A 22875-nucleotide genomic window follows, 5' to 3' on the forward strand; every position below is an offset into this window, starting at 1 on the left:
TAATAATGGATCATTCGAATAAAGCAACTAAACATAGCGATACAAAAGATTCCTCCACAGGGAATCTTTTGTCATTACTAAAGCCTAAGAATTGGAAGATCAATTTAGTGGCTCCTAGGGATTCTTCTCGCCGAATAGAGAAGGCCATGCAGAAGTCGAAAGACATTATTGCAAAATCTAAATTTATTTCGAGGGATTTATCTTGGTTGAAATTTGATGAACGAGTTTTAGATCAAGCAAGAGATAATCAAAGGACTTTATTTGACCGACTAAAGTTCTTAGCGATTACGGCTTCTAATTTAGATGAGTTTTTTACCATTCGTATTGGTTCATTATATAATTACATTGATTTTGGTAAGGAGCGAACCGACTACTCTGGATTGAGGGAAATTCCTTTCAAACAGACCTTGATTGCAGCTGCACAAGAATTTAGTCTAGAAAAGCATCGTTTATTTATTGAGGAAATACTGCCTCTTTTTCCTGAAAATGGACTTTTGATGGCTAATTTGGATGACCTTAGTTTGGAGGAAATGCAAGAAGTGGAAACCTATTTCCATCGGACCATTTATCCAATGCTCACTCCCATGGTTTTTGACCATACGCATACATTTCCAAGCTTATTGGCCAAAACTTTAATTTTTGGAGTAGTTACCATAGGAAATTCCGACAAGAAAAATCTCGGAAAGCATAAGTCAGAGAAAGATAAAAAGATTTCTTTCGTTCAAATTCCTTTGAATTTGGCCAGATTCTATGTGATTGAACGAGATGACAAAGTGCTTTTTTTGCCGATAGAACAATTAATTCGTCATCATTTACAGGTGCTTTACCGAAATGTTGAAATTGAATCTACTACCTTATTCCGTATCACAAGAAATGGTGATTTTGATGTGGTAGAGCATGAGGATGCAGAAATTGATTTTGTAGATGAGATAAAAAAGAAAATAAAAGATCGTCGTTTGGGCCGTGTGACCAGGGTAGAAGTAGAGAAAGAGCATTCTGAGTATCTTCTTGAAGAAATGTTGAAACGATGGTCCCTAGAGAAATCTGATATATTCATCAAGTCATCCATTTTGGATTTTACCGCATTTTGGCAAATAGTCAAACATCCTGAATTCAAGGGTAAAATGGCTTCCAATCCTTCAGTGGTTCCAGCCTTAGGCTTAAAATCGGTGAAGATTGATGATATTTTTGAGACCATGAAGCGTGGTGATATTTTACTTCATCACCCGTATAATAATTTTGACCCCGTGGTTCAATTACTAGACCAAGCGGCAGATGATCCCAATGTATTGGCCATCAAAATTACCTTGTATCGTATTTCTAAGAATTCTAGAATTTCTCATGCCTTATTACGCGCGGCTGAGCAAGGGAAACACGTATCGGTTTTATTTGAGGTAAAAGCTCGCTTTGATGAGGAAAATAACATTCGTGAAGCGACTAAATTACAAAAGGCGGGTTGTTTTGTGATCTATGGTATTCCTGGGTTAAAAACGCATACTAAACTCTTACAAGTAATTCGTAATGAGGGAAATTACGTGATGAGTTATGCACACCTTTCCTCAGGAAATTATAATGAAGATACCGCCAAGCTTTATACCGATATCGGTTTATTAACTACGGATAGTCGGATTACCCAGGACATCTCTGAGTTTTTCAATGTTATTACAGGACATTCCATGCCAACGCATTACGAGCATTTAATTACGGCTCCTCGTGATATGCGTAATCGTTTATTGGAAATGATTCGAACAGAAATGGAAAACCATCAAAATGGTTTACCTTCTGGTATTTGTTTGAAAATCAATTCATTGCAAGATACGCATACCATGGAAATGCTTTATGAAGCATCCCGGGTGGGAGTTCCTGTATTATTGATTGTCCGAGGAATCTGTTGTTTAAGACCTCAAAGAAAAGGATTGTCAGAGAACATTTATATTAAATCCATTGTAGGTAATTATCTAGAGCATACTCGTATTTACTATTTTCATAATGCAGGCGAACCTAAAGTATATGGAGGTTCGGCTGATGTGATGGTTCGAAGTTTCGATCGTCGAATTGAATCTTTATTTGAATTAGTTAATCCAAGGGCTAAAAATATGGCCATTACCATTTTACTTTGGAATTTAAGAGATACGGTTAATTCTTATGAAATGCAGGAAGATGGATCCTATTGGAAAGTGGAAAGCAACGATCCATTTAATATCCATCAGGCGTTTTATGAAATAAAAGAAGATGATTTGGTGAGCCAATTGCCATTTGATCAATTTACAGTTACATTGGAAGGTAAAATTTAGGCATACATCAACATCAATATATCATTATGGAAAGATTTACGGGGCTATTGGGGATTGTTTTAATTCTAGGAGTTTCATTTTTAATGTCCAATAACCGCAAGGCGATTAATTATCGGACGGTGGGTGTAGGTTTACTATTACAGATTTTTTTAGCGGTTTTTATCCTGAAGACAGATACTGGTCAAGCCATTTTCCAATGGTTAGGTGATTCCATCAATACCTTATTAGGTCAAGCAGATAAGGGTGCACAATTTGTCTTTGGATCATTGGTGAATCGAGATTTGATGTCAAAAGCTTTTGGTTCAGGAAATGATTATATATTCTTTTTTAAAGTGGTTCCCACCATCATTTTTGTGGCTGTGTTGGTCAATATGTTTTACCATTTAGGAATTTTACAACGCGTGGTAGCCGCCATAGGTAAAGTTGTTCATTGGCTGATGGGTGTTAGTGGTGCGGAAGCTTTGTCAAACGTGGCATCTACTTTTGTAGGTCAAGTGGAGGCACAAATTATGATTAAGCCTTATTTGAAAAATATGACGAATAGTGAGCTTATGGCCTCCATGACGGGTAGTTTTGCTTGTATTGCTGGTGGGGTTATGGCGGTATATATTTCTTTGGGTGTTCCTGCAGCCTATTTATTAGCGGCTAGTTTAATGGCTGCTCCGGGAGCTTTGGTGATTTCTAAAATTATATTCCCAGAAACAGAAAAATCTGAAACAGAGGGAGCGGTTAAATTAGAAAAACAAAAATCTCATGCCAATTTAGTGGATGCTATTGCCGCAGGAGCTAGTGAAGGATTGAAAGTAGGATTGAATGTGATAGCTATGTTAATCGGTTTTATTGCATTAATTGCCCTAGTGGATTTAGGATTGGGACATATTGGGAATTGGGTTGGTATGCCCACCTTGTCGATGAATTTATTGCTTGGAAAATTATTTTCTGTTTTTGCCTTTGCCATGGGAGTTCCTTCGGCTGATATCGAAGTTGCTGGTGCATTAATGGGGAAGAAGATGGTGGTAAATGAGTTTGTGGCCTATTTAGATATGATGAAGGTAAAAGATACCTTGGATCCTAAAACCATAGCGATTACCAGTTTTGCATTATGTGGTTTTGCAAATTTTAGTTCAGTCGCTATTCAAATAGGTGGAATCGGTGAATTGGCTCCATCCCGCAGAAGTGATTTAGCAAAACTAGGTTTTAAAGCATTGATTGCCGGAACCCTAGCTAGTTATTTGTCCGCTACCCTAGCAGGTTTATTATTATAGTAAGATGCGCATTGATCCGGAAACCGTCGAACGAATCAAACAAGCGGCCGCAGTTGCGGACGTGGTGGGAGATTATGTGACAGTTAAAAAGAAAGGTGCGAATTATTGGGCTTGTTGTCCATTTCATGGCGAAAAGACTCCATCATTTTCCATTTCTCCTAGCAAAGGAATTTATAAATGTTTTGGTTGTGGTAAGGCAGGTGATTCGGTACGTTTCATCATGGATATTGAGGGTTTAGGTTATGGCGAAGCCTTACGTCATTTGGCCAAAAAATATGGTATCGATATTCAGGAAGAAGAATTGACCGATGATCAAATCCTTCGTCAAAATGAGCGAGAGAGTCTCTTAATTATTTTGGAATATGCCAAAGAGTTTTTCAAAAAGCAGTTATTCGAAACGCCTGAAGGTAAATCAATTGCTATTCCTTATTTCAAGGAAAGAGGATTTTCTGATTCAACTTTACAAACATTTGATTTAGGCTATAGTCCCGAATCATGGGATATATTTTATAAAACGGCTATTAAGCAAGGCTTTAGTCAAGAAATCATTGAAAAAGCGGGTTTAGTTACTCAAAAAAATGACGAGGGTAAAGTATATGATCGCTTTCGAAATCGAGTAATATTCCCCATCCATAGTGTAGCCGGAAAAGTGATTGCTTTTGGGGCTCGAATTTTAAAATCCGATACCAAGAACCAAGCCAAATACCTAAACTCTCCTGAGACAGAAGTTTACCATAAATCAGCTACACTGTATGGTATTTCTCAAGCCAAAAATGAAATTCGAGCTAAAGATATTTGTTATTTAGTTGAAGGATATACCGATGTTATTTCTTTGCATCAAGCCGGGATTAAAAATGTGGTAGCTTCTTCTGGTACTTCGTTGACTGTGGAACAAATCCGACTGATTGGTCGATTTACCCAACATGTAACTGTTTTATATGACGGAGATGCAGCGGGTATAAAAGCAGCCCTGCGAGGAATGGATTTGATTTTGGAAGAAGGATTGCAAGTAAATTTAGTGGTTTTTCCGGAAGGCCAAGATCCAGATAGTTATGTGAGAAAAGTGGGTTTTGAGGCATTTTTGGATTATATCAAATCAGAATCTAAAGATATTATATCCTTTCAAGCCAATTTGTTTTTGAAGGAAGCTGGAGATGATCCATTTAAGCGTGCGGAATTAATAAAAGAAATGGTTCAGAGTATTTCTAAGATTCCAGACGCCATTCAACGCAGTTTATTCGTTCAGAAAACGGCTTCATTGATGCGCTTGGATGAGGATGTATTGTTGGCTGAATTAAATAAAATCCATTTAAAAAATCTGAAACAAAGGGGGGCAGCTGGAGCTTCATCATCGGAATCGATTTCCAACCAACAATGGCAAGAGATTCAGGAAATCATAGAGCCAACAGGTCAAGTTGCTACAGAAACCCAAACCAATTTAGCCTATTATCAAGAATCAGAGTGCATTCGCCTCTTGGTAAGTTTTGGTCATTTGGAGATCAGTCCAACCAAGGCACCGGGTGTAACACTGATGCAGTATTTGATAGAAGAGTTGGAAGGAACGCATTTTCAAACCCCTTTATTTGAGGAGATACTTGAAATTTGTAAAAGTGAGTTTAATCAACATAGATTCCCTGGTCCTGAGTTTTACCTACATCATCAAAATGAAGATATTCAAAAGTTTGCCATCGATATCAGTGCGGGTAAACATAGTTTATCAGATGTTTGGAAAGACAAACATGATATTCGGGTTAAGTCGGAAGATGAAATGCTGGAAGATTTAGCTTTCAAAAATGTATTGCGCTTGCGTAAGGTTTATAATGATCAACATTTACATGAAACCTTAGCTAAAATGGAATCATTTCAAGGGGACCCTGAAGATATGAATGCATTATTGCTGGATTTTATACATTATAAAGAAATACAAAAAAATATTTCCCAGGAATTGGGAACGGTTATTGAAAAATAGCCTTTTCCCCTTAAGGCTGGCAGCGTTTCAAACGCTGACAGCCTTGCCGAAAGCTAGGGAATTTAGATCAAAAAAGACTTCTTGGAATTGATAATTAACTGTGAAAATCAGTTAGTTGGTAATTCTTGGAATAAGATAATTTAATTGTATTTAAAATCGTTCATGCTTTTACAACGCTGTCAAGGTTTGGAACCTTGACAGCGTTAAGCAAAAAAGCTGGTAAAAGCATGAATTGATATTATTCTTATAATCCTAATACACGCTTGTTGAATTCCACATCAGCACCACCACCTGCAAAATCATCAAATACTTTTTCAGTGGCTTTGATAATGTGGTTAGCAATGAATGGAGCACCTTCTGTAGCGCCTTGTACTGGATCTTTGATGCAGCATTCCCATTCTAAAACAGCCCAACCTTCGTATCCGTATTGAGTTAATTTAGAGAATATGCTTTTGAAATCAACTTGGCCGTCTCCTAATGAACGGAATCTACCTGCACGGTTTACCCATGACTGATATCCTCCATAAACTCCTTGTTTACCTGTTGGGTTAAATTCAGCATCCTTTACATGGAACATTTTGATACGTTCATGATAAAAATCAATGTATTGTTTATAATCCATGGCTTGTAATACAAAGTGAGATGGATCATACAATAAATTGGCACGCTTATGTCCTTTAACTGCCTCTAAAAACATTTCATAGGAAACGCCGTCATGTAAATCTTCGCCAGGATGAATTTCGTAACAAAGATCAACCCCACACTCATCAAATTTATTTAGGATAGGTGTCCAGCGACGGGCCAATTCTGCGAATCCTTGCTCTACTAATCCAGCAGGACGCTGCGGCCAAGGATAAACGGTATGCCACATCAATGCGCCAGAGAAAGTAGCATGTGCATGTAAACCTAAATTTTCAGATGCTTTAGCGGCATACATCAATTGTTGAACGGCCCATTCTGTTCTTGCTTTTGGATTACCTTTGACAGAATCCGGAGCAAATCCATCAAACATGATGTCATAAGCCGGATTTACAGCTACTAATTGTCCCTGTAAATGCGTCGAAAGCTCTGTTATTTGCAAGCCCTTGGCGGCTAACATGCCTTTCAATTCGTCGCAATATGTTTTTGATTCAGCTGCTTTCTGTAAATCAATACAGCGTGGATCCCAAGAAGGAATTTGAACTCCTTTATATCCTAATCCCGCAGCCCAGGTGCTTATTCCGTCTAAGGAATTGAATGGAGCCTGGTCACCCATGAATTGGGCTAAAAATATAGCTGGTCCTTTAATGGTTTGCATAGTTATTAAATTTTAACCCACGCTTGTTTGCGGGTACTTTCAAGAATTTTTTCACAAATTAATAATTCACGATACCCATCCGCAAAAGTTGGATAGCTAGGCTTTTCAGGTTGCTTACCTTGCTCAATAGCCGCATAAACTTCCTTGAATAATTGCTTAGAAGTATCTGGGAATCCTTCATTATGTCCTCCAGGGAAAGTCATAATCGCAGATGCTTCTGGATAGGCTAAGGATGGATCTCGCATTAATACTTGATTTGCTTGGTCTCTATTACCTAACCAAACTTCATTGGGCGCTTCTGAATTCCAAGCAAAGGTTTTCTTTGAACCAGAGATCTCTAATTTTAATTGGTTTTTACGCCCAGCAGAAACCTGAGAAACCGTAATGGAACCACGATTTCCATTGTCAAAACGTAATAGTACGTTGGCATGGTCTTCTGTAGTAATATTCACATCCGCATAATCTTCTGGCTGAAGCATCTTACCTGAATATGTTTCAATAGCTTTCAACGGTTTTTTACGTGTAGTATGTACCGTATTAAAATCGGCCATCACTTCTACCGTCTTCAAGCCTGTAATGTACTCAATGATATCCATGAGGTGTGAACCAATATCGGCGATGGCTCTAGAATCTCCTGATTTATCTGGTTCCAAACGCCAGTTGTAATCTGTTTCATAAAACAACCAATCTTGTAAATAAGAACCAATGATAGAATAAACCTCACCAAGATCACCTTTTTCACGCATGGTTTTCATTTGACGTACCAAAGGATAGTAACGTAAATTGAAATGAACAGCATTCACCTTGCCTGACTTGGCAGCTAACTCCACTAATTCTTCTGCCTCATGAAGGTCTTTTGCCAAAGGCTTTTCACATACCACATGTTTTCCAGCTAATAAGGCTGCTTTCGACTGAGAATAGTGTAAGAAGTTTGGTGTACAAATGTGTACACAAGCTATGTCATCCTGCTTCATTAATTCGTCGAATGTATACCAACGGGGAATACCCAATTGTTTTGCCTTAGCTTCAGCTAATTCAATGGTAACTTCACAAAGCGCAGCTACCTCCACATTCGGTAATCGTCTTAATGCCTCAATATGAGCAGGTCCAATAAAACCCGTTCCTACGATTCCAACTTTAATTTTTGTCATGTTATTCTATATTAAATTTCAAATTTGGTCCACTTATTTGTATTGTCTTTAGACGATCTAACTACATTTTCTATGAATGCCATTCCCTTGATTCCCTCATCAATTCCTGGGAAATCATATAAGGGATCTTGTTCTTTACCTTCCCAATGAGCACGAAGTGCAAAAGCGAAATTCCGGTAAATATTAGCAAAGGTTTCTACGTAACCCTCCGGGTGTCCTGCTGGCTGACGGGTATGTGCTTGGGCTTGTGCAGATAAACTACCCACATTGGTCCTTATGGTTCTACTACCTCCATCTCTAGACTTAATGATTAAGGTATTAGGGTCCATTTGATGCCAAACGATACCAGCTTTGGAGCCATATACACGAATGTTTAAATCGTTTTCTTCACCATTGCAAATTTGACTGCAATGTAAAACACCGCGGGCACCATTATTGTAATGAATTAAGATATTTCCATCATCATCTAATTGTCTGCCTTCCACAAAAATGGTTAAATCCGCACATAATTCTTCAATATGTAATCCGGTAATGTATTCAGCTAAATTTTCGGCATGTGTACCAATGTCGCCAATTGCTCCGGCAGCTCCACAACGAGCCGGATCAGTTCTCCAAGCCGCTTGTTTTTGCCCCGTCGCTTCTACCAAATCAATTAACCAACCTTGTGGATATTCCACAATCACTTTGCGGATTTCTCCTAATTCCCCAGAATCGACTAAGTGCTTGGCTTCTTTAATCATCGGATATCCCGTATAATTATGGGTCAATGCAAAAATCAATCCAGTAGCATCTATAATTTTCTTTAACTCCTTAGCTTCTGCCAAGTTTAAGGTAGCAGGCTTATCACAAACCACATGAAATCCATTTTCTAAGGCCATTTTAGCAGCCGGGAAATGTAAGTGGTTGGGCGTTACGATGGATACAAAATCCATGCGTTCACCTTCTGGTAATGTTTTTTCCTTGAGGATCATTTCTTCATATGACCCATAAACTCGACTAGCATCTAAGTATAATGCCTCACCTGTGGCTTTGGACTTTTCAGCACTAGAACTGAATGCTCCACAAACCAATTCTATTTCTCCATCTAATTGAGAACCACGACGGTGCACAGCTCCAATAAATGCTTCTAGACTACCACCAATCATCCCCATGCGGATTTTTCTGCCTTGACGGTTTTTTGCCTGTGTAGAAGAACCTCCCTGAATCATATTTATATTGATTTAGATTTTTTTAAAAAATTGACTCTAAATATACTAATTTGAGCCAATAGCGCTGTAGAATTAATGAAATATTAAAAATATTTTCAATTTAATAGGAAACTTTGAAAATCTTTTCGTTTTTTTGACATGATTTTTCTAATGTTAATTTTTAATTTTTCAAGAAAAAACGTTGTTTCACCCTTTAACTAAATCTAAACAACTATGAGTCAAACCATTAATGCAAATCGCTTGTTCTATGCTAGTTGCTTTGCGCTTATCACAACGGCCTTCTCTTTTAGCATTAGAGCAGGTATTCTAACTCAGTTAGGAGCAGAATTAAACTTAGATACTGTCCAATTAGGACATATCAATCAAATGTGGTTCTTAGGTTTCCCAATATCCATGATTCTTGGTGGGGTTTTCTATTCAGCCATTGGTCCTAAATTGATCATGCAAATTGCTTTGATCGCTCACGCTATTGGTATTTTATTAACTATTTATGCGGTTGATTACAATACCTTATTAATTTCAACTCTTTTAATTGGTTTAGGAAACGGTTGTACAGAAGCCGCTTGTAATCCAATGATCGCCGATTCTTATTCTGGATTGGACTTCAATAGCAAATTGAACCGTTTCCACATGTGGTTCCCAGGTGGTATTGTGATTGGTTCATTGATTTCTAAATTTATGACAGATGCGTCAATGTCATGGCAGGCGCAAATCTGGGTAATCTTAATACCTACAGCTATTTATGCGATATTATTCTACGGTCAAGCTTTCCCTAAGCCTCGTGCTGGTGCTGAAAATGCCTTAGATAGTTTCAAAGCAATGCTAAATCCATTGTATTTATTCATGGCTGCTTGTATGGCATTAACTGCTATTTCTGAATTTGGTCCTCAGCAATGGGTAGGTCCAATCTTGGCGAAAGCTGGTGCAAGCCCAATGCTAATTTTAGCACTTGTAACTGGATTAATGGCTGTTGGTCGTTATTTCGCAGGTCCTATCATTCATAAGTTAAATACAGTAGGGGTACTTTTAGGTTCAGCCATCTTCGGAGTAATTGGTTTATACATGATGTCTACCATGGATGGTTCTATGCTTTATGTAGCAGCTGTATTCTTTGCATTAGGTATTTGCTATTTCTGGCCAAACATGTTAGGTTATGTTAGTGAAACTATGCCTCAAACTGGTGCCCTAGGATTATCTATTTTAGGTGGTATCGGAATGTTCTCTTCTTCTATGTTCCAACCAATCATCGGAGCTTGGATTCAAGAAAATAAAATTGCAGCAGAAGCTACAGGTTTAGCGGGTGATGCTGCTGATTTAGCTGCTGGTCAAGCGACTCTTTCTAATATGTTGATCTTCCCAGCTATTTTAATTGTAGCTTTTGTGGGATTATACTTCTTTGGAAAGAAAGTAAACCATTCTGCATAAATCAGATATTTGAATTAAATTAGGGGGCTTTTATGCCCCCTTTTTTTATGCGTCTACTTTTATTATTGTTTATTGTAGGTCTGTTTTCCTGCCAATCAAATTGGAATTTGGATCCCGTTCATGTCAAAGAATCTTTACAAAAAGGGGCTGACCAATGGACAGAAAATAAAGTACTAGTCTCAACCCGATTGGGGGACTTTGAAATGGAGCTCGATGCCCGTACTCCTTTACACCGCTTGAATTTTATTCGTTTGGTTAAAATGGGCTATTTCGAAGATCGGTATTTTTATCGTATCGTGTATGTGACAGGTATACAAGGAGGAGGGGAGTATCGTGACCGATTGAATTATTTAGTTCCTGCAGAATACATCGATGACCTTAAGCCCGTTCGTGGTAGTTTAGCCATGGCGCGCTATGATGAAGGAAATCCTGAGCAAGCCTCTTCACCAAGTGAATTTTTTATCGTTACTGATACCGAACAAGCAGCAAGGTTTTATAAGAAATACGTGGTATTTGGCAAAGTAACCAAAGGTATGGCGGTGGTTGATTCCATCTTCAATGCCAAATCCTACGATGAAAAACCTGTCATCCCTGTCAAATTTGACATCAAGGTTTTGCCTTAGTCCATTGCCCTAGCGTTTGAAAAATGAAGGCTAAGGCTACCACCATTACACATCCAAGCACATTCAGCCACAAGAATGCCATGAGGTCGATTTTCCAGGCATAGATTACAAAGGCCTCAGCAATAATGGCTGCCCAAAAAACATGAGAACCTTGGGTTTTAGGTAAGTAAAAGGCACATAAAAATACGCCTAATATGGTTCCATAAAACCAAGACCCGAGGATATTCACCACTTCAATCAAGCTACCCATATTGACAGAAAATTGGGCAACTACTAGGCAGAAAATTCCCCAGGCTAACGTAACTATTTTGGAAGACCACCAATAATGTTCATTGCTAGCATGTTGGTTAATGAATCGTTGGTATATGTCCACCATAACCGTGGAGGTTAAAGAACCAAAGGCTGAGGCCATAGAGCCCATGGAGGCTAATAATATCATGGCAATAAGAAAACCCACCAAACCAATGGGTAAGTGGTCTACAATGAAACGAAGGAAAATGTAATTGGTATCCTGACTTTCGGCTTTCAGGTTTTGTGATTTTAGTAATTCTACCGCCTTCTCTTTGACTTGCTTTTGTTTTTCGTGCAAATCCATGATTTGCGATTTCAGTACTGGGATTTTTTCAGCATCTTCTTGAGAAATGGCCTGAATCAAAGCACTTTCTGTTTGCTTTTTTTGGATGAAAATCTGCTTGTTTTCTTGATCAATAGCTTCATGCCCTTTGGCGGAATTCCAATTCAGTTCTGTAGTTTTATTGAAAAATATAGGAGCTTGGTTGAATTGATAGAACACAAATACCAATATGCCCACCAATAAAATAAAAAACTGCATGGGGATTTTCAGAAATCCATTCAGTAATAATCCTTTTTTACTCTCATTGGCAGTATGCCCCGTTAAATAACGTCCAACCTGGCTTTGATCTGTACCAAAATAAGAAAGTTGCAGAAAGAACCCGCCGATGATTCCCGACCAGATTGTATAGCGATTATTGATATCAAATTTCCAATCGATTAGATTGATTTTACCCATTTTGCCTGCTAGCTGCAAGGATTCTTTCATACCTATTTCCTGAGGTAATGCCTGAATGATGTAAATGGCAGCAATAACCATACCGGCTAGGACAACTCCCATTTGTAGTAATTGCGTGTAGGAAATGGTTTTTGAGCCACCGAAAATGCAATAAAAAGTCACAATTGCCGCTGTGATACAATTGGTCCAAGTTAAATCCCAGCCAAGCAGGGTTGAAAGGATAATGGATGGAGCGGCAATGGTGACACCGGTAGAAAGTGCTCTCGGGATAAGGAAGAGAAAACTCGTTAATATGCGAGTTTTGGAATCAAAGCGTTCTTCCAAGAATTGATAAGCAGTGAATATTTTTAATTGATAATACTGAGGAATAAAGGTGACAGATAAGACAATCATGGCAATGGGTAAGCCCAAATAAAATTGCACAAAACGCATGCCGTCTGTGTAAGCTTGACCCGGTACGGATAAAAATGTGATAGCAGAAGCTTGTGTAGCCATCACAGACAATAATATATGGTACCACGGCAGTTCACGGTCTGCCAACAAAAAGCCCTTTAGCGAGTGCTTAGCCTCCCTACCTTTCCAACTCCCATAGAGCACAATTCCGCCAATGGTCAATAGTAAAACTATCCAGTCTAATTGATGCATATTTATCGGAATATGGCGCTAAAAATCTCGAAAAACAGAATGATAAAAACCACGAATAGGCCAAGTAATATATACCAAATTTTCCAATGGCTTGGATGGTGATGTGTTTCTTGTTTCATGGATGAATTGAATTGTTAAAAATAGAACAGAAAAGCTTACAATACTCACAATTTATCTTAAAAGCTGTTAAAATATGCGATTTCCTATTTAAATCTTGAGACGAAATTTTTGACCAAATATAAATTTTCCAAGTGTTTTGGAATACTTAATTTTGCTAATTACCTTTGCACCTCCAAATGCAAGCGGGCGTGGTGGAATTGGTAGACATACCAGACTTAGGATCTGGCGCCGCGAGGCATGGGGGTTCGAGTCCCTCCGCCCGTACCATCGGCAAGCCCTCAAGACCAAAAGGTATTGGGGGCTTTTTTTAATTAAAAAATTTAAATACTTCCATATGAATATTTCGCTCAACCATTCAAATGATTTAGAAGGTCGTTTGACTGTTGTCGTTTCAGCTGCTGATTACCAAGATAAGGTAGAGACTAAATTAAAAGATTACCGCAAGAAAGCGAGTATCAAGGGCTTTCGTCCCGGTATGGTGCCCATGCCATTAATTAAAAAATTGGCAGGACAATCCATTTTAGTGGAAGAAATTAATCATTTGCTTGGCCATGCCGTGAGTGATTACATCAAAGAAAATAAATTAAACCTGGTTGGAGAGCCTATGCCAGCTGTTGATGAAGCAGATGCGATCGACTGGGAAAAAGATACAGAATTCACTTTTCATTATGATTTAGGTTTCCATGGAGAGTTTTCAGTTGATTTAGAAAAAATCAAAACGGTAAACTCCTATGAAATCAAAGCCGATAAAAAGGAAATCGAAGAAACGATAGAGAACTTAAAGAAGCAATTTGGAGAGCAGACTCACCCAGAGTCAGTGGAAGATCGTGATTTAGTATTTGGAACATTTACTCAAGGAGATTGGGTAGAAAAATCAGCTATACCTTTGCATTCCATCAATGATAAATCTAAAAAGATTTTCATTGGAGCTAAAGTAGGTGATACCTTAAAGTTTGCCATAGATAAAGTTTTCAATGATGCTAAATCTTTGGCTTTGGCTACTGGTAAGAAAGAAGAGGAAGTAGGAGATTTGACAGGTGAGGTTTCCTATGTAGTGGAAGACATTACTCGTTCGGTTCCAGCCAACTTAGACCAAGCATTTTTTGATAAGGTTCTAGGTGCAGGTAAAGCTACAGATGAAGCTAGTTTCCGTGAGCAGTTAATTGAAATTGTTCAAGATAATTACAAGCGTGAAGCTAATTATTTATTGCGTATAGACGCTGAAAAAGCATTATTAGACCAAGTGAAAATTGATTTACCTGAGGCTTTTTTACGTAATTGGTTAGTACGTATCAACGAAGGTAAATTTACTCCAGAACAAATTGATCAAGATTTTGATAATGTGAAAAAGGATATCCGTTGGAACTTAATCAAGAACGAAATCGCTGAGAAGTTTGAAGTAAAAGTAGAATACGCAGAGGTAGTTGAAAAAGCAAAAGATATGGTACGTCAGCAATTCGGCGGTTACTTATCGGCTGATCAACCGGGTATTGAAGAAATGATTGAGAAAATTGCCATGGGTTATTTGAGTGATAAATCAAAGTCAGATAATTTCATGAACTTATATAACCAGGCATTTGCAGATAAGGTATCCGCAGTGATTGTTGAAAAAATTCCACATAAAGTTTCTAAAATTGATGTGGATAAATTTAAAGAAATCGCAGCAGCCTTGTAGTCAAGCGTATTTGTTGGAATTTTCAAAGCCCCGTTTTTACGGGGTTTTGTGTGAACTAAGCATTCCAAAATTTGGTTTACCAGCTAATTGCTCGCAATTAATCCGACATTTATTTTAAATTTGAATCTTAAACTAAAAATTATGTATCCCAAGGAATTATCAGGAGACGAGTTTCGCAAATATGCGGTACACCATAAAGGCTTAAACGGTTTAGCAGTAGATCAATACATGAATCAAATGGGAAGCCAAGTGAATCATCGTATTGACGACATGACCCAATACATCATTGAGGAACGCCCGATGCGTTTTGCTCAAATCGACGTGTTTTCACGCTTGATTATGGATCGTATTATTTTCATGGGTGTTCCGGTAGATGATTACATGGCCAACATCATAGTGGCTCAGTTATTATTTATGGAATCGACCGATGCGAAAAAAGATATAGTGATGTACATCAATAGTCCAGGCGGCTCGGTATATGCAGGTTTAGGTATCTATGATACCATGAATTACATCCGTCCGGAAGTGGCCACTGTTTGTACCTCTTTAGCAGCATCTATGGGAGCTGTTTTATTGGCTGGTGGAGCAGCAGGAAAACGTTCTGCCCTAGAACATGCCCGTATCATGATTCACCAACCTTCTGGTGGAGCACAAGGTCAAAGCCGTGATATCGAAATTACAGCTCGTGAAATCGTTAAAATCCGTCAAGAATTGTATGATATTTTGGCAAAGCATTCAGGTAAATCATTTGAAGAGATTGAGCGTGATTCTGACCGCGACTATTGGATGAAGGCAGCTGAGGCGAAGGAGTATGGTTTGATTGATGAAATTTTAACTCGTAACGTGTAAGGATGGCAAATCCCAAAAAGAATAATAATTGTTCATTTTGTGGCCGAAATAAAGCGGAGGTGGGTATTTTGTTGTCGGGAATCGACGGACAAATATGCGACCAATGTTTGCAACAAGGCTATGAGGTAATTAAAGAGGAATTAGGTGCTCCTGTTGCTAATAAAAAGAAGGCTAATCAGCAGTTTGAGTTGGTTAAACCCAAGGATTTAAAGGAACACTTGGACCTTTATGTGATTGGTCAAGAAGAGGCTAAAAAGCACCTTTCCGTAGCGGTTTATAATCACTACAAACGTTTAATGCAGCCAAGTAATGAGGAAGATGTAAAAATCGAAAAGTCAAATATTTTGATGGTAGGTGAAACCGGTACAGGCAAAACCTATTTGGCCCGAACCTTAGCCCAAAAACTTCAAGTTCCTTTTTGTATAGCTGATGCTACCGTTATTACTGAAGCTGGTTATGTTGGAGAGGACGTGGAAACTATTTTGACCCGCTTGCTACAAGCTGCGAATTACGATGTAGCCAAGGCTGAGTGTGGAATTGTATTCATTGATGAAATTGATAAGATTGCCCGTAAATCAGACAATCCCTCCATCACACGTGATGTGTCAGGGGAAGGGGTTCAACAGGCATTATTGAAATTGCTGGAAGGATCCATCGTGAATGTACCCCCGCAAGGAGGGAGAAAACACCCAGATCAAAAAATGATTGCCGTAAATACAGAAAACATTCTTTTCATTTGCGGTGGGGCTTTTGATGGTATCGGTCGACATATCTCCAAGCGTTTGAATGCGCGGCCTATCGGTTTTTCTGGGGATGACACTTTCCATGATTCCTTTGAGAAGGATCAAATCATGAAATATGTGACAGCTCAAGATTTAAAATCATTTGGCTTAATACCCGAACTATTAGGTCGTCTGCCAGTGATTACTTACCTTAACCCACTGGATCAAACAGCCTTATTGGCAATTTTGACAAAGCCAAAAAATGCCCTAGTTAAACAATATGAAAAATTGTTTGATATGGAGGGAGTGAAGTTACATTTCACCGATGAAGCATTGACACACATGGTTGAACAAGCCATGCAGTATAAATTGGGTGCGCGTGGTTTGAGATCCATTATGGAAGCTATCATGACAGATGCCATGTTTGATATTCCTTCTCAAACAAACATTTCAAGTTTTGAAGTGGATTTGGCATATGCAAAATTGAAATTCGAAAAAACGGTGTTCCATCAAATGAAAGTAGTAGCCTAATTATGAAAAGAAGTCTAATCGTTCTCACCTTAACTTTATTCATTGCCTCTTGTTCACATAAAGGCGCGTATTTTGCTGTATATCAGCAAGTCCAGCCCTCGAATAAGGCCATTGTTAACCCTGTTCAAACAGAAGAACCAACTTTGTTGGTTAGCCAATCCAATCAACTTTCAGAAGAAATTGTACCAGTTACAGCAAATACTTCTGAAGAAGCAAAGCTAGTGACTGAATTAAATTCTTTGAATCAGGAAGTGAAATCCATGAAGCACATGGAGAAAAAAGAGTTGGTTCAACATAAAAAAGCGTTCAAAGCGCAGCTTAAGGCTCAAATTAAAGCGTATAAAGCTCAAGCGAAGAAACAAAAGCAAGCCTCTAGTCCATCATCTTGGGATTCCAAAGTGAAGATTGGGGTTATATTATTGATTATCGGTATCATACTTTCCATTTTTGGATTGGGTGCCATTGGGGCTGTTTCAGCTTTCATTGGATTGATATTTGTCCTGTTAGGTCTTTTGCATACGTTTTAATATGAAGGGAATCATCGTCTGTTTACACGGTTTTGGTGAAGATCAACGTGTTTGGGATGATTTCATGCCTTCTTATTCGTGGCCATTTGATTTGATAACACCCGCTTATGCAGGATGGAGCGATTGTCAAAGCATGGCCGATTATGCTCAAAAAATCGCTTTAGGATTACCCAAGGATCAAGCTTGGTTTTTAATAGGTCATTCCATGGGAGGCTACATAGCTTTAGCCTTGGCAGATTTATTTCCCAATCAAGTAAAAGCAGTGGTTATGCTTAATTCCACAGCTATGAATGATTCCATGGAGAAAAAAATAAACCGAAATAAAACCATTGACTTTTTAAATAGAATGGGAACAAAAGCCTTCATTGGGCCTTTTGTTCCCAATTTATTTTCAGCGGATTTTGCCAAGGATAATCCCCTTTTGATTCAAAGTTTAATAGCACGCTACCAAGATATACCTACCTCAGGTCTCGTGTCAGCTTCTGAAGCCATGCGTGACCGCCAGGCTGGTTTGGACCTCTTGGCTTCTACCTCGATTCCATTTTTATTCATTCATGGTGACCAGGATGGTTTAGTTCCTTTGGTGGATGTGGAGCAAGCCGTAAATCTATCTTCCATTCATCATTTAGTTCGCATACCCCATGCTGGGCATCAAGCAGCCTATGAAGCTCCAGATTTAGTACATTTGGCTATTGTATCGTTTATTAACTCCATTCATGTCTAAAATTATCATTGCCCTTGATGGCTTTTCTTCTTGTGGAAAAAGTACTACTGCTAAGCGTGTAGCTGCCCAATTGCATTATGCATTTGTGGATACTGGTGCTATGTATCGAGCAGTTGCACTTTATTTTCACCGAAATCAAGTAGATTGTGCCGATTTAAATGCTGTTGCAAAAGCCTTAGATGAGGTGCATATCACATTTGAATTTAATCCAGAGCGACAAGCGTCAGATACCTATTTGAATGGGGAAAATGTGGAAAATGAGATTCGTAAAATGTACATCTCGGATATTGTAAGCCAGGTAAGTGCCATACCAGCAGTTCGACATGCCATGGTGGCTCAGCAACAAAAAATGGGGAAGAAAAAAGGGGTAGTGATGGATGGCAGGGATGTGGGTACTGTTGTATTTCCTGATGCGGAGGTGAAAATTTTTATGACAGCTGATCCAAAGATTCGGGCACAAAGACGAAAATTGGAATTGATGCAAAAAGGGGAGGATTTACCCATTGAACAAATAATCGAAAACTTGAAAATACGGGATGAAATCGATTCCAATCGGAGTGAGGGTCCTTTAAAACGGGCCGATGATGCCATTGATTTGGATACTTCCTTTAAATCCATGGATGAGCAAGTAGCATTTGTTTTGGAGCAGGTTCGACGTGTTCAGCATGCGGGAAAATAGGCAAAATCTTCCTGTTTTAATTGTTGGTCAAGGTTTAGCTGGCACCATTTTAGCTCATACCCTAGACCAAGCTTCGGTAAATTATTGGGTGATTGATGCGCCCCAAGCTTATTTTACCTCATCTTATGCTGCAGGTGGCATTTTCAATCCTGTAACTGGTCGAAAACTAGAGAAATCTTGGTTGGTAGATGAGCTTTTTAGCTACCTGTTTCCTTTTTATTCGGCATTGGAAAAAAAACTAGGTGTTTCTTTTTTTCATCCTATGCCTTTGTTTCGTCCATTCGCAAACAAAGAAATGAAAACTTGGCTCTTGGATAGAAAAGAGCAAATTCATAATGCGTATTTACGCTGGGAAGAAGCGGGTGTTTGGGTTGAAAAAGCGGGTTGGTTAGATGTAGAAAGTTTATTAATCTGTTCTAAGCAATATTTTCAGTCTAAAAATGTCATTCAAGAAATCACATTAGATCCGGTAAATGATCTGGAATTTACCTCCGAAGGAGTATTTTTTCAGGGTCAAACCTTTGCTTGTGTCATTTTTTGCGAGGGTTTTCATGCCCAGCAACATAATCCATACTTTGGTCATTTAAATTTTTTGCCTGCCAAGGGGGAATTAATGAAAATAAAATCTACAGAGCCTTCTGAGGATTACATTTTAAATAAAAATGGTTTTCTCCTGCCTTTGGGAAATCAAGAATTTAAAGTTGGGGCCACCTACCGTTGGGATGATTTCTCCAACCAAGCGAGTATTTCAGCTCAAATAGACCTTAGGGCTAAGCTAGAAACGTTTGGAATTCAACATTTTGAGGAATTAAATATGTCTACCGGTGTAAGACCGGCTACACAAGATCGTCGGCCATTGGTTGGATTTCATCCGCATTTACCCTTGGCCATATTCAATGGTTTTGGTTCCAAAGGTGTTTCTTTGAGTCCTTATTTCTCGCAAGAGTGGCTAAGGGAATGGAAAGGAGAGGGAGAGATAAATTCAGAAGCATCAATTCGTAGATTTTACCATTTATTTTCCACATAAATCATTAAATTTGGTTTTATTGAATTTGCCTATTAATCTTAAAATTGAATGAAAAGAATATTGCTATTGATTTTGCTGCTTTTTTCCTTCATGCTGCCAGGGCAAGACTTCTATCCAAGTCAAAAGAAATTCGATAAAACGCGTATTCAATATCAAAAATTTGTTTGGAAATTCTTTACCAGTCAAAATTTTGAGGTATACTATTTCGGCAAGAATGAAGCATTAGCCCGAAACACCATTCAAATTTTGGAATCTGAGTTCCCAAGGATTACAGACATTTTAGGCTATAGTCCATTCAATAAAATCAAGCTCTTTGTTTATCCTTCTCATCAAGATTGGATTCAATCGAATACCGGCATTAGTTTAGATAATGCGGAGGAAGCCAAGGCAGAAAACTTTGCCAAATTTAAAGTTGAGATTGCATTTCAAAATAACACCTCGGAGTACAAAAAGGAATTGGTTCGAGAAGTTACCAAGGTGTATGTAAATGATATGCTCTTTGGTGGAAGTATTAAAGATGCGTTGCAAAATTCCCTATTGCTTTCAGTTCCAGAATGGTTTTCAGAGGGGATTGCGTCTTATATCGCTGAGGGAGATTCTCCTGAGATGAATCAATTTATGTATCAAGTGGTACTTAACAACCGAGTGCGTAAACCCAATTTAGCACAAGGAAAAGAATCCATTTGGTTAGGTCATTCCATTTGGGCTTATTTGGTTAAAACCTATGGAAAACAGCCTGTAAGTAATATTTTAAACTTGACCCGCATCATTCGAAACGAACAATCAAGTATTTCAAGTACCATCAAAAAGCCATTCAGTAAGTTTTTGAGGGAGTGGTTTGAGTATTATTTGAACCAATCTAAGCAAGAAGAAGTAAATACGGTGGCATTGAATGGTTTGAAAAATTTGACATCTGTTGATATGTTGAAGGATCAAACTTTAGGTGATTTTAAAATTAGTCCGGATGGGAAATGGCTGGCTTATGTGGTAGAGGAATCAGGTAAATTTCAAGTGACTTTGATGAATTTGAGTAATCAGAAATCACAGAATATCTTTCAAACAGGTTTAAAGGATTCAGAGCGAATTTCAACGGATCGTGGACCATTATTGTCTTGGTCAAAAGCCAATGGTTTATCCATACTTTACAGTGCGGAAGGTAATTCATATCTACAGACGTTTTCAGCTTTAACTGCTAATAAATTTAATCTGCGAGTAGAGTCCAAAAAGAAATTGGTGGATTTAAATTGCTTGGATTTTGAGATGGCGGCAAACGGCCAGCGGATGTTGGTGAGGGCGCTTCGAAACGGGCAGGTAGATGTGGGAATATATGATTTAAGAAGGAATCGATATACGGCTGTAACGCAGGATGCCAATGATGAGATTGAGGCTCATTGGTGGAATAATGGCAATGATGTAGCCTACATTACGGAGAAATATGTTGATACCACCTGGAAGGCAAGCGCTTCCAAAGAAGGGATATATTCCTTGTATCATTGGAAGGCTGATGAACCATCTAACCCGAGCCGTATTTTTGCTCATCGTGGATACATTCATAATCTAAGGCAAGTATCAGATTCTGTTTGGAATTTCCTCAGTGAAGAAACCTCTGGAACCAATCTGATTAGTTTACGCTGGGCAGATACTACTTTCTATCAAAATTCTGCCCGTTCTGGCCCTTGGAGGTCAGCTGAATGGGCGAAAGAGCAGGTCATTATTCGCCAAAACGAAATGCTTACCCAAATGATCAGTAGCTATCCGATCGGTAGTTTACAAAGTTCAGGACAGAGCCGGTGGTATCCCCAATTAAATGAAATATCCAATCTAGATGCGGCCAATCAGGCGGCTAAAGATAGTATAGACAAACCTTTACTTCGTCGGGCAGACCAGCGTCGGGCAAGAATTGAACTGCGTCAACAAAATCAGCGCTTGAGAAGAGATCCGGGTAAGTTGACCGGTCCCGTGAATTATCAAAATTCTTTTGTGGTTAACAAATCAGAAGGGAGTTTTATGGTAGATCCCATTCGGGGATTGGGATATTCATTTGAGGTGAAGATGAATGATCTGTTGGAAAACCATTTAGTTCGAACAGGGATTTTTGTTACATCAAATTTAAGAAATGCAGATTTATGGGCTGAATATGGTTATTTAGCCAATAAAGTTGATTGGTTTGTGCGTTTTGATCGAAAGGTATTAGACCAAGAAAATGAAAGTTTTTCTCAGAAGGTACGTTATAATCGTATCGAAGTAAAAGGTGTTTATCCATTTAATTTATTGAGTAAATTAAGCTTTACAGGATCATTTACGTCCAATCGGGCAATTGACCAATTCAGCTTAAGTACACCGGAAAATTTGGCGACCTACGCTGGAGCTAAATTGGAATATACCTTTGATAATACGGTTCATTTAGATGAAAATCTTCGTACCGGTTTTAGGATGAATCTCTCCGCTGAGTACCAAGCAGGCCTAGCTTTACCACAGAATTTTAGTCGGATTCGTTTGGATATGCGTCGTTATGTGAAGTTGACCAATAGTTTCATTTTAGCTGCCCGTCTTTCTGCCTCCAATGCACTTGGTACTGCAGCCCCACAAACCATGCTGGGTGGGGTGGATAATTGGTTATTTATTCAAAGGGAAGGAAGAAACAAAGAGAACCCTATGGGTACGGCCGGGATTGCTGAGCGCGATGTGTTTATGAGTGATGTAGCTAGTCCATTAAGGGGCTTCAATGTCAATAAATTATCTGGCCAAAGCCATATCTTATTAAATTTAGAATTGCGTGTACCATTGAAATCCTTGATGGGTCCTGATTTTTCTAAGTCAAGATTTATGAATTCATTCCAATTTGCCGGTTTTACGGATATTGGAAGCGCTTGGACAGGATCTAATCCTTTTGCCAGAACAAATGGATTTAATACCAATACGTATGGAGGTAATACCAATCCGTTTTTAGCCACGGTAACTGATTTTAGAAACCCATTCTTGATGGGATATGGATTAGGCGCTAGGGCTTATTTATTAGGCTATTTCATCAAACTGGATTATGCCTTTGGTATGGATAATAAAGAAATAAAAGCACCAGTAACCTATTTATCATTTGGTTACGATTTTTAGTAG

Annotated in this window: 17 protein-coding genes and 1 tRNA gene; 14 read left to right on the forward strand and 4 right to left on the reverse strand. The window is 38.6% G+C overall.

The genetic code is table 11. From position 1 onward, the window contains the following. The first annotated feature begins 5 nt into the window (after positions 1–5). From ppk1 to dnaG, 3 genes are read left to right on the forward strand one after another with little or no spacing between them, the layout of a single operon-like run. Positions 6–2294 carry a polyphosphate kinase 1 gene (ppk1, locus tag ACST15_RS04900; RefSeq protein WP_459453554.1) on the forward strand — a complete coding sequence of 763 codons (2289 nt, stop codon included), beginning with the start codon at positions 6–8 and terminating at the stop codon, positions 2292–2294. Between the two features lie 26 nt (positions 2295–2320). Next, complete coding sequence (locus tag ACST15_RS04905) at positions 2321–3559, forward strand: NupC/NupG family nucleoside CNT transporter (protein WP_459453555.1); 1239 nt, start codon at positions 2321–2323, stop codon at positions 3557–3559. 4 nt (positions 3560–3563) lie between these two features. Continuing rightward, positions 3564–5528, forward strand: a complete 1965-nt coding sequence (gene dnaG / locus ACST15_RS04910; protein ID WP_459453556.1) for a DNA primase — start codon at positions 3564–3566, stop codon at positions 5526–5528. A gap of 244 nt (positions 5529–5772) precedes the next feature. Here the strand turns inward: dnaG and ACST15_RS04915 are convergent, their stop codons facing one another. Genes ACST15_RS04915 through ACST15_RS04925 form a run of 3 tightly spaced genes read right to left on the reverse strand, consistent with a single transcriptional unit; the run spans position 5773 to position 9127 of the window. Next, the gene (locus ACST15_RS04915) at positions 5773–6825 is read right to left on the reverse strand and encodes a sugar phosphate isomerase/epimerase family protein (protein ID WP_459453557.1); all 1053 of its coding nucleotides are present in this window, start codon (positions 6823–6825) and stop codon (positions 5773–5775) included. A gap of 5 nt (positions 6826–6830) precedes the next feature. Beyond that, positions 6831–7976 carry a Gfo/Idh/MocA family protein gene (locus tag ACST15_RS04920; RefSeq protein ID WP_459453559.1) on the reverse strand — a complete coding sequence of 382 codons (1146 nt, stop codon included), beginning with the start codon at positions 7974–7976 and terminating at the stop codon, positions 6831–6833. A gap of 11 nt (positions 7977–7987) precedes the next feature. Then, entirely contained in the window at positions 7988–9127 is a 1140-nt protein-coding gene (locus ACST15_RS04925; RefSeq protein WP_459453647.1) for a Gfo/Idh/MocA family protein, read from the reverse strand. A 270-nt stretch (positions 9128–9397) separates the two neighbouring features. Between ACST15_RS04925 and ACST15_RS04930 the strand changes: the two genes are divergently transcribed. Beyond that, on the forward strand, positions 9398–10609 hold the full coding sequence (locus ACST15_RS04930; RefSeq protein WP_459453561.1) for an MFS transporter: 1212 nt from the start codon (positions 9398–9400) through the stop codon (positions 10607–10609). Positions 10610–10641: 32 nt separating this feature from the next. Further along, entirely contained in the window at positions 10642–11232 is a 591-nt protein-coding gene (locus ACST15_RS04935; protein ID WP_459453562.1) for a peptidylprolyl isomerase, read from the forward strand. On the opposite strand, the gene ACST15_RS04940 is transcribed toward ACST15_RS04935, so the two are convergent. Further along, the gene (locus ACST15_RS04940; protein ID WP_459453564.1) at positions 11216–12907 is read right to left on the reverse strand and encodes a sodium:solute symporter family protein; all 1692 of its coding nucleotides are present in this window, start codon (positions 12905–12907) and stop codon (positions 11216–11218) included. The two genes, ACST15_RS04935 and ACST15_RS04940, sit on opposite strands and share 17 nt — an antisense overlap. A gap of 302 nt (positions 12908–13209) precedes the next feature. Here ACST15_RS04940 and ACST15_RS04945 point away from each other — a divergent pair. From ACST15_RS04945 to ACST15_RS04985, 9 genes are all read left to right on the forward strand, one after another. After that, a tRNA-Leu gene (locus ACST15_RS04945) sits at positions 13210–13294 on the forward strand. 67 nt (positions 13295–13361) lie between these two features. Beyond that, positions 13362–14702 (forward strand): trigger factor, encoded by a 1341-nt coding sequence (locus ACST15_RS04950; RefSeq protein WP_459453565.1) that lies wholly within the window; start codon positions 13362–13364, stop codon positions 14700–14702. 141 nt (positions 14703–14843) lie between these two features. Then, positions 14844–15551, forward strand: coding sequence for a ClpP family protease (locus tag ACST15_RS04955; RefSeq protein ID WP_459453566.1), 708 nt, complete (start codon positions 14844–14846; stop codon positions 15549–15551). Positions 15552–15553: 2 nt separating this feature from the next. Continuing rightward, entirely contained in the window at positions 15554–16804 is a 1251-nt protein-coding gene (clpX, locus tag ACST15_RS04960) for an ATP-dependent Clp protease ATP-binding subunit ClpX (protein WP_459453568.1), read from the forward strand. A 2-nt stretch (positions 16805–16806) separates the two neighbouring features. Then, positions 16807–17331, forward strand: coding sequence for a hypothetical protein (locus tag ACST15_RS04965; protein ID WP_459453569.1), 525 nt, complete (start codon positions 16807–16809; stop codon positions 17329–17331). Position 17332: 1 nt separating this feature from the next. Continuing rightward, positions 17333–18055 carry an alpha/beta fold hydrolase gene (locus ACST15_RS04970; protein WP_459453571.1) on the forward strand — a complete coding sequence of 241 codons (723 nt, stop codon included), beginning with the start codon at positions 17333–17335 and terminating at the stop codon, positions 18053–18055. Then, positions 18048–18734 carry a (d)CMP kinase gene (cmk, locus tag ACST15_RS04975; RefSeq protein ID WP_459453573.1) on the forward strand — a complete coding sequence of 229 codons (687 nt, stop codon included), beginning with the start codon at positions 18048–18050 and terminating at the stop codon, positions 18732–18734. Before ACST15_RS04970 ends, cmk begins: the two co-directional genes overlap by 8 nt. Next, positions 18721–19761, forward strand: a complete 1041-nt coding sequence (locus tag ACST15_RS04980) for an NAD(P)/FAD-dependent oxidoreductase (protein ID WP_459453574.1) — start codon at positions 18721–18723, stop codon at positions 19759–19761. Before cmk ends, ACST15_RS04980 begins: the two co-directional genes overlap by 14 nt. A gap of 48 nt (positions 19762–19809) precedes the next feature. Beyond that, positions 19810–22872: a hypothetical protein gene (locus ACST15_RS04985; protein WP_459453575.1), complete on the forward strand. Its 3063-nt coding sequence runs from the start codon at positions 19810–19812 to the stop codon at positions 22870–22872. Positions 22873–22875 lie beyond the last annotated feature (3 nt).

This window comes from Aquirufa sp. Wall-65K1 (assembly GCF_054558475.1).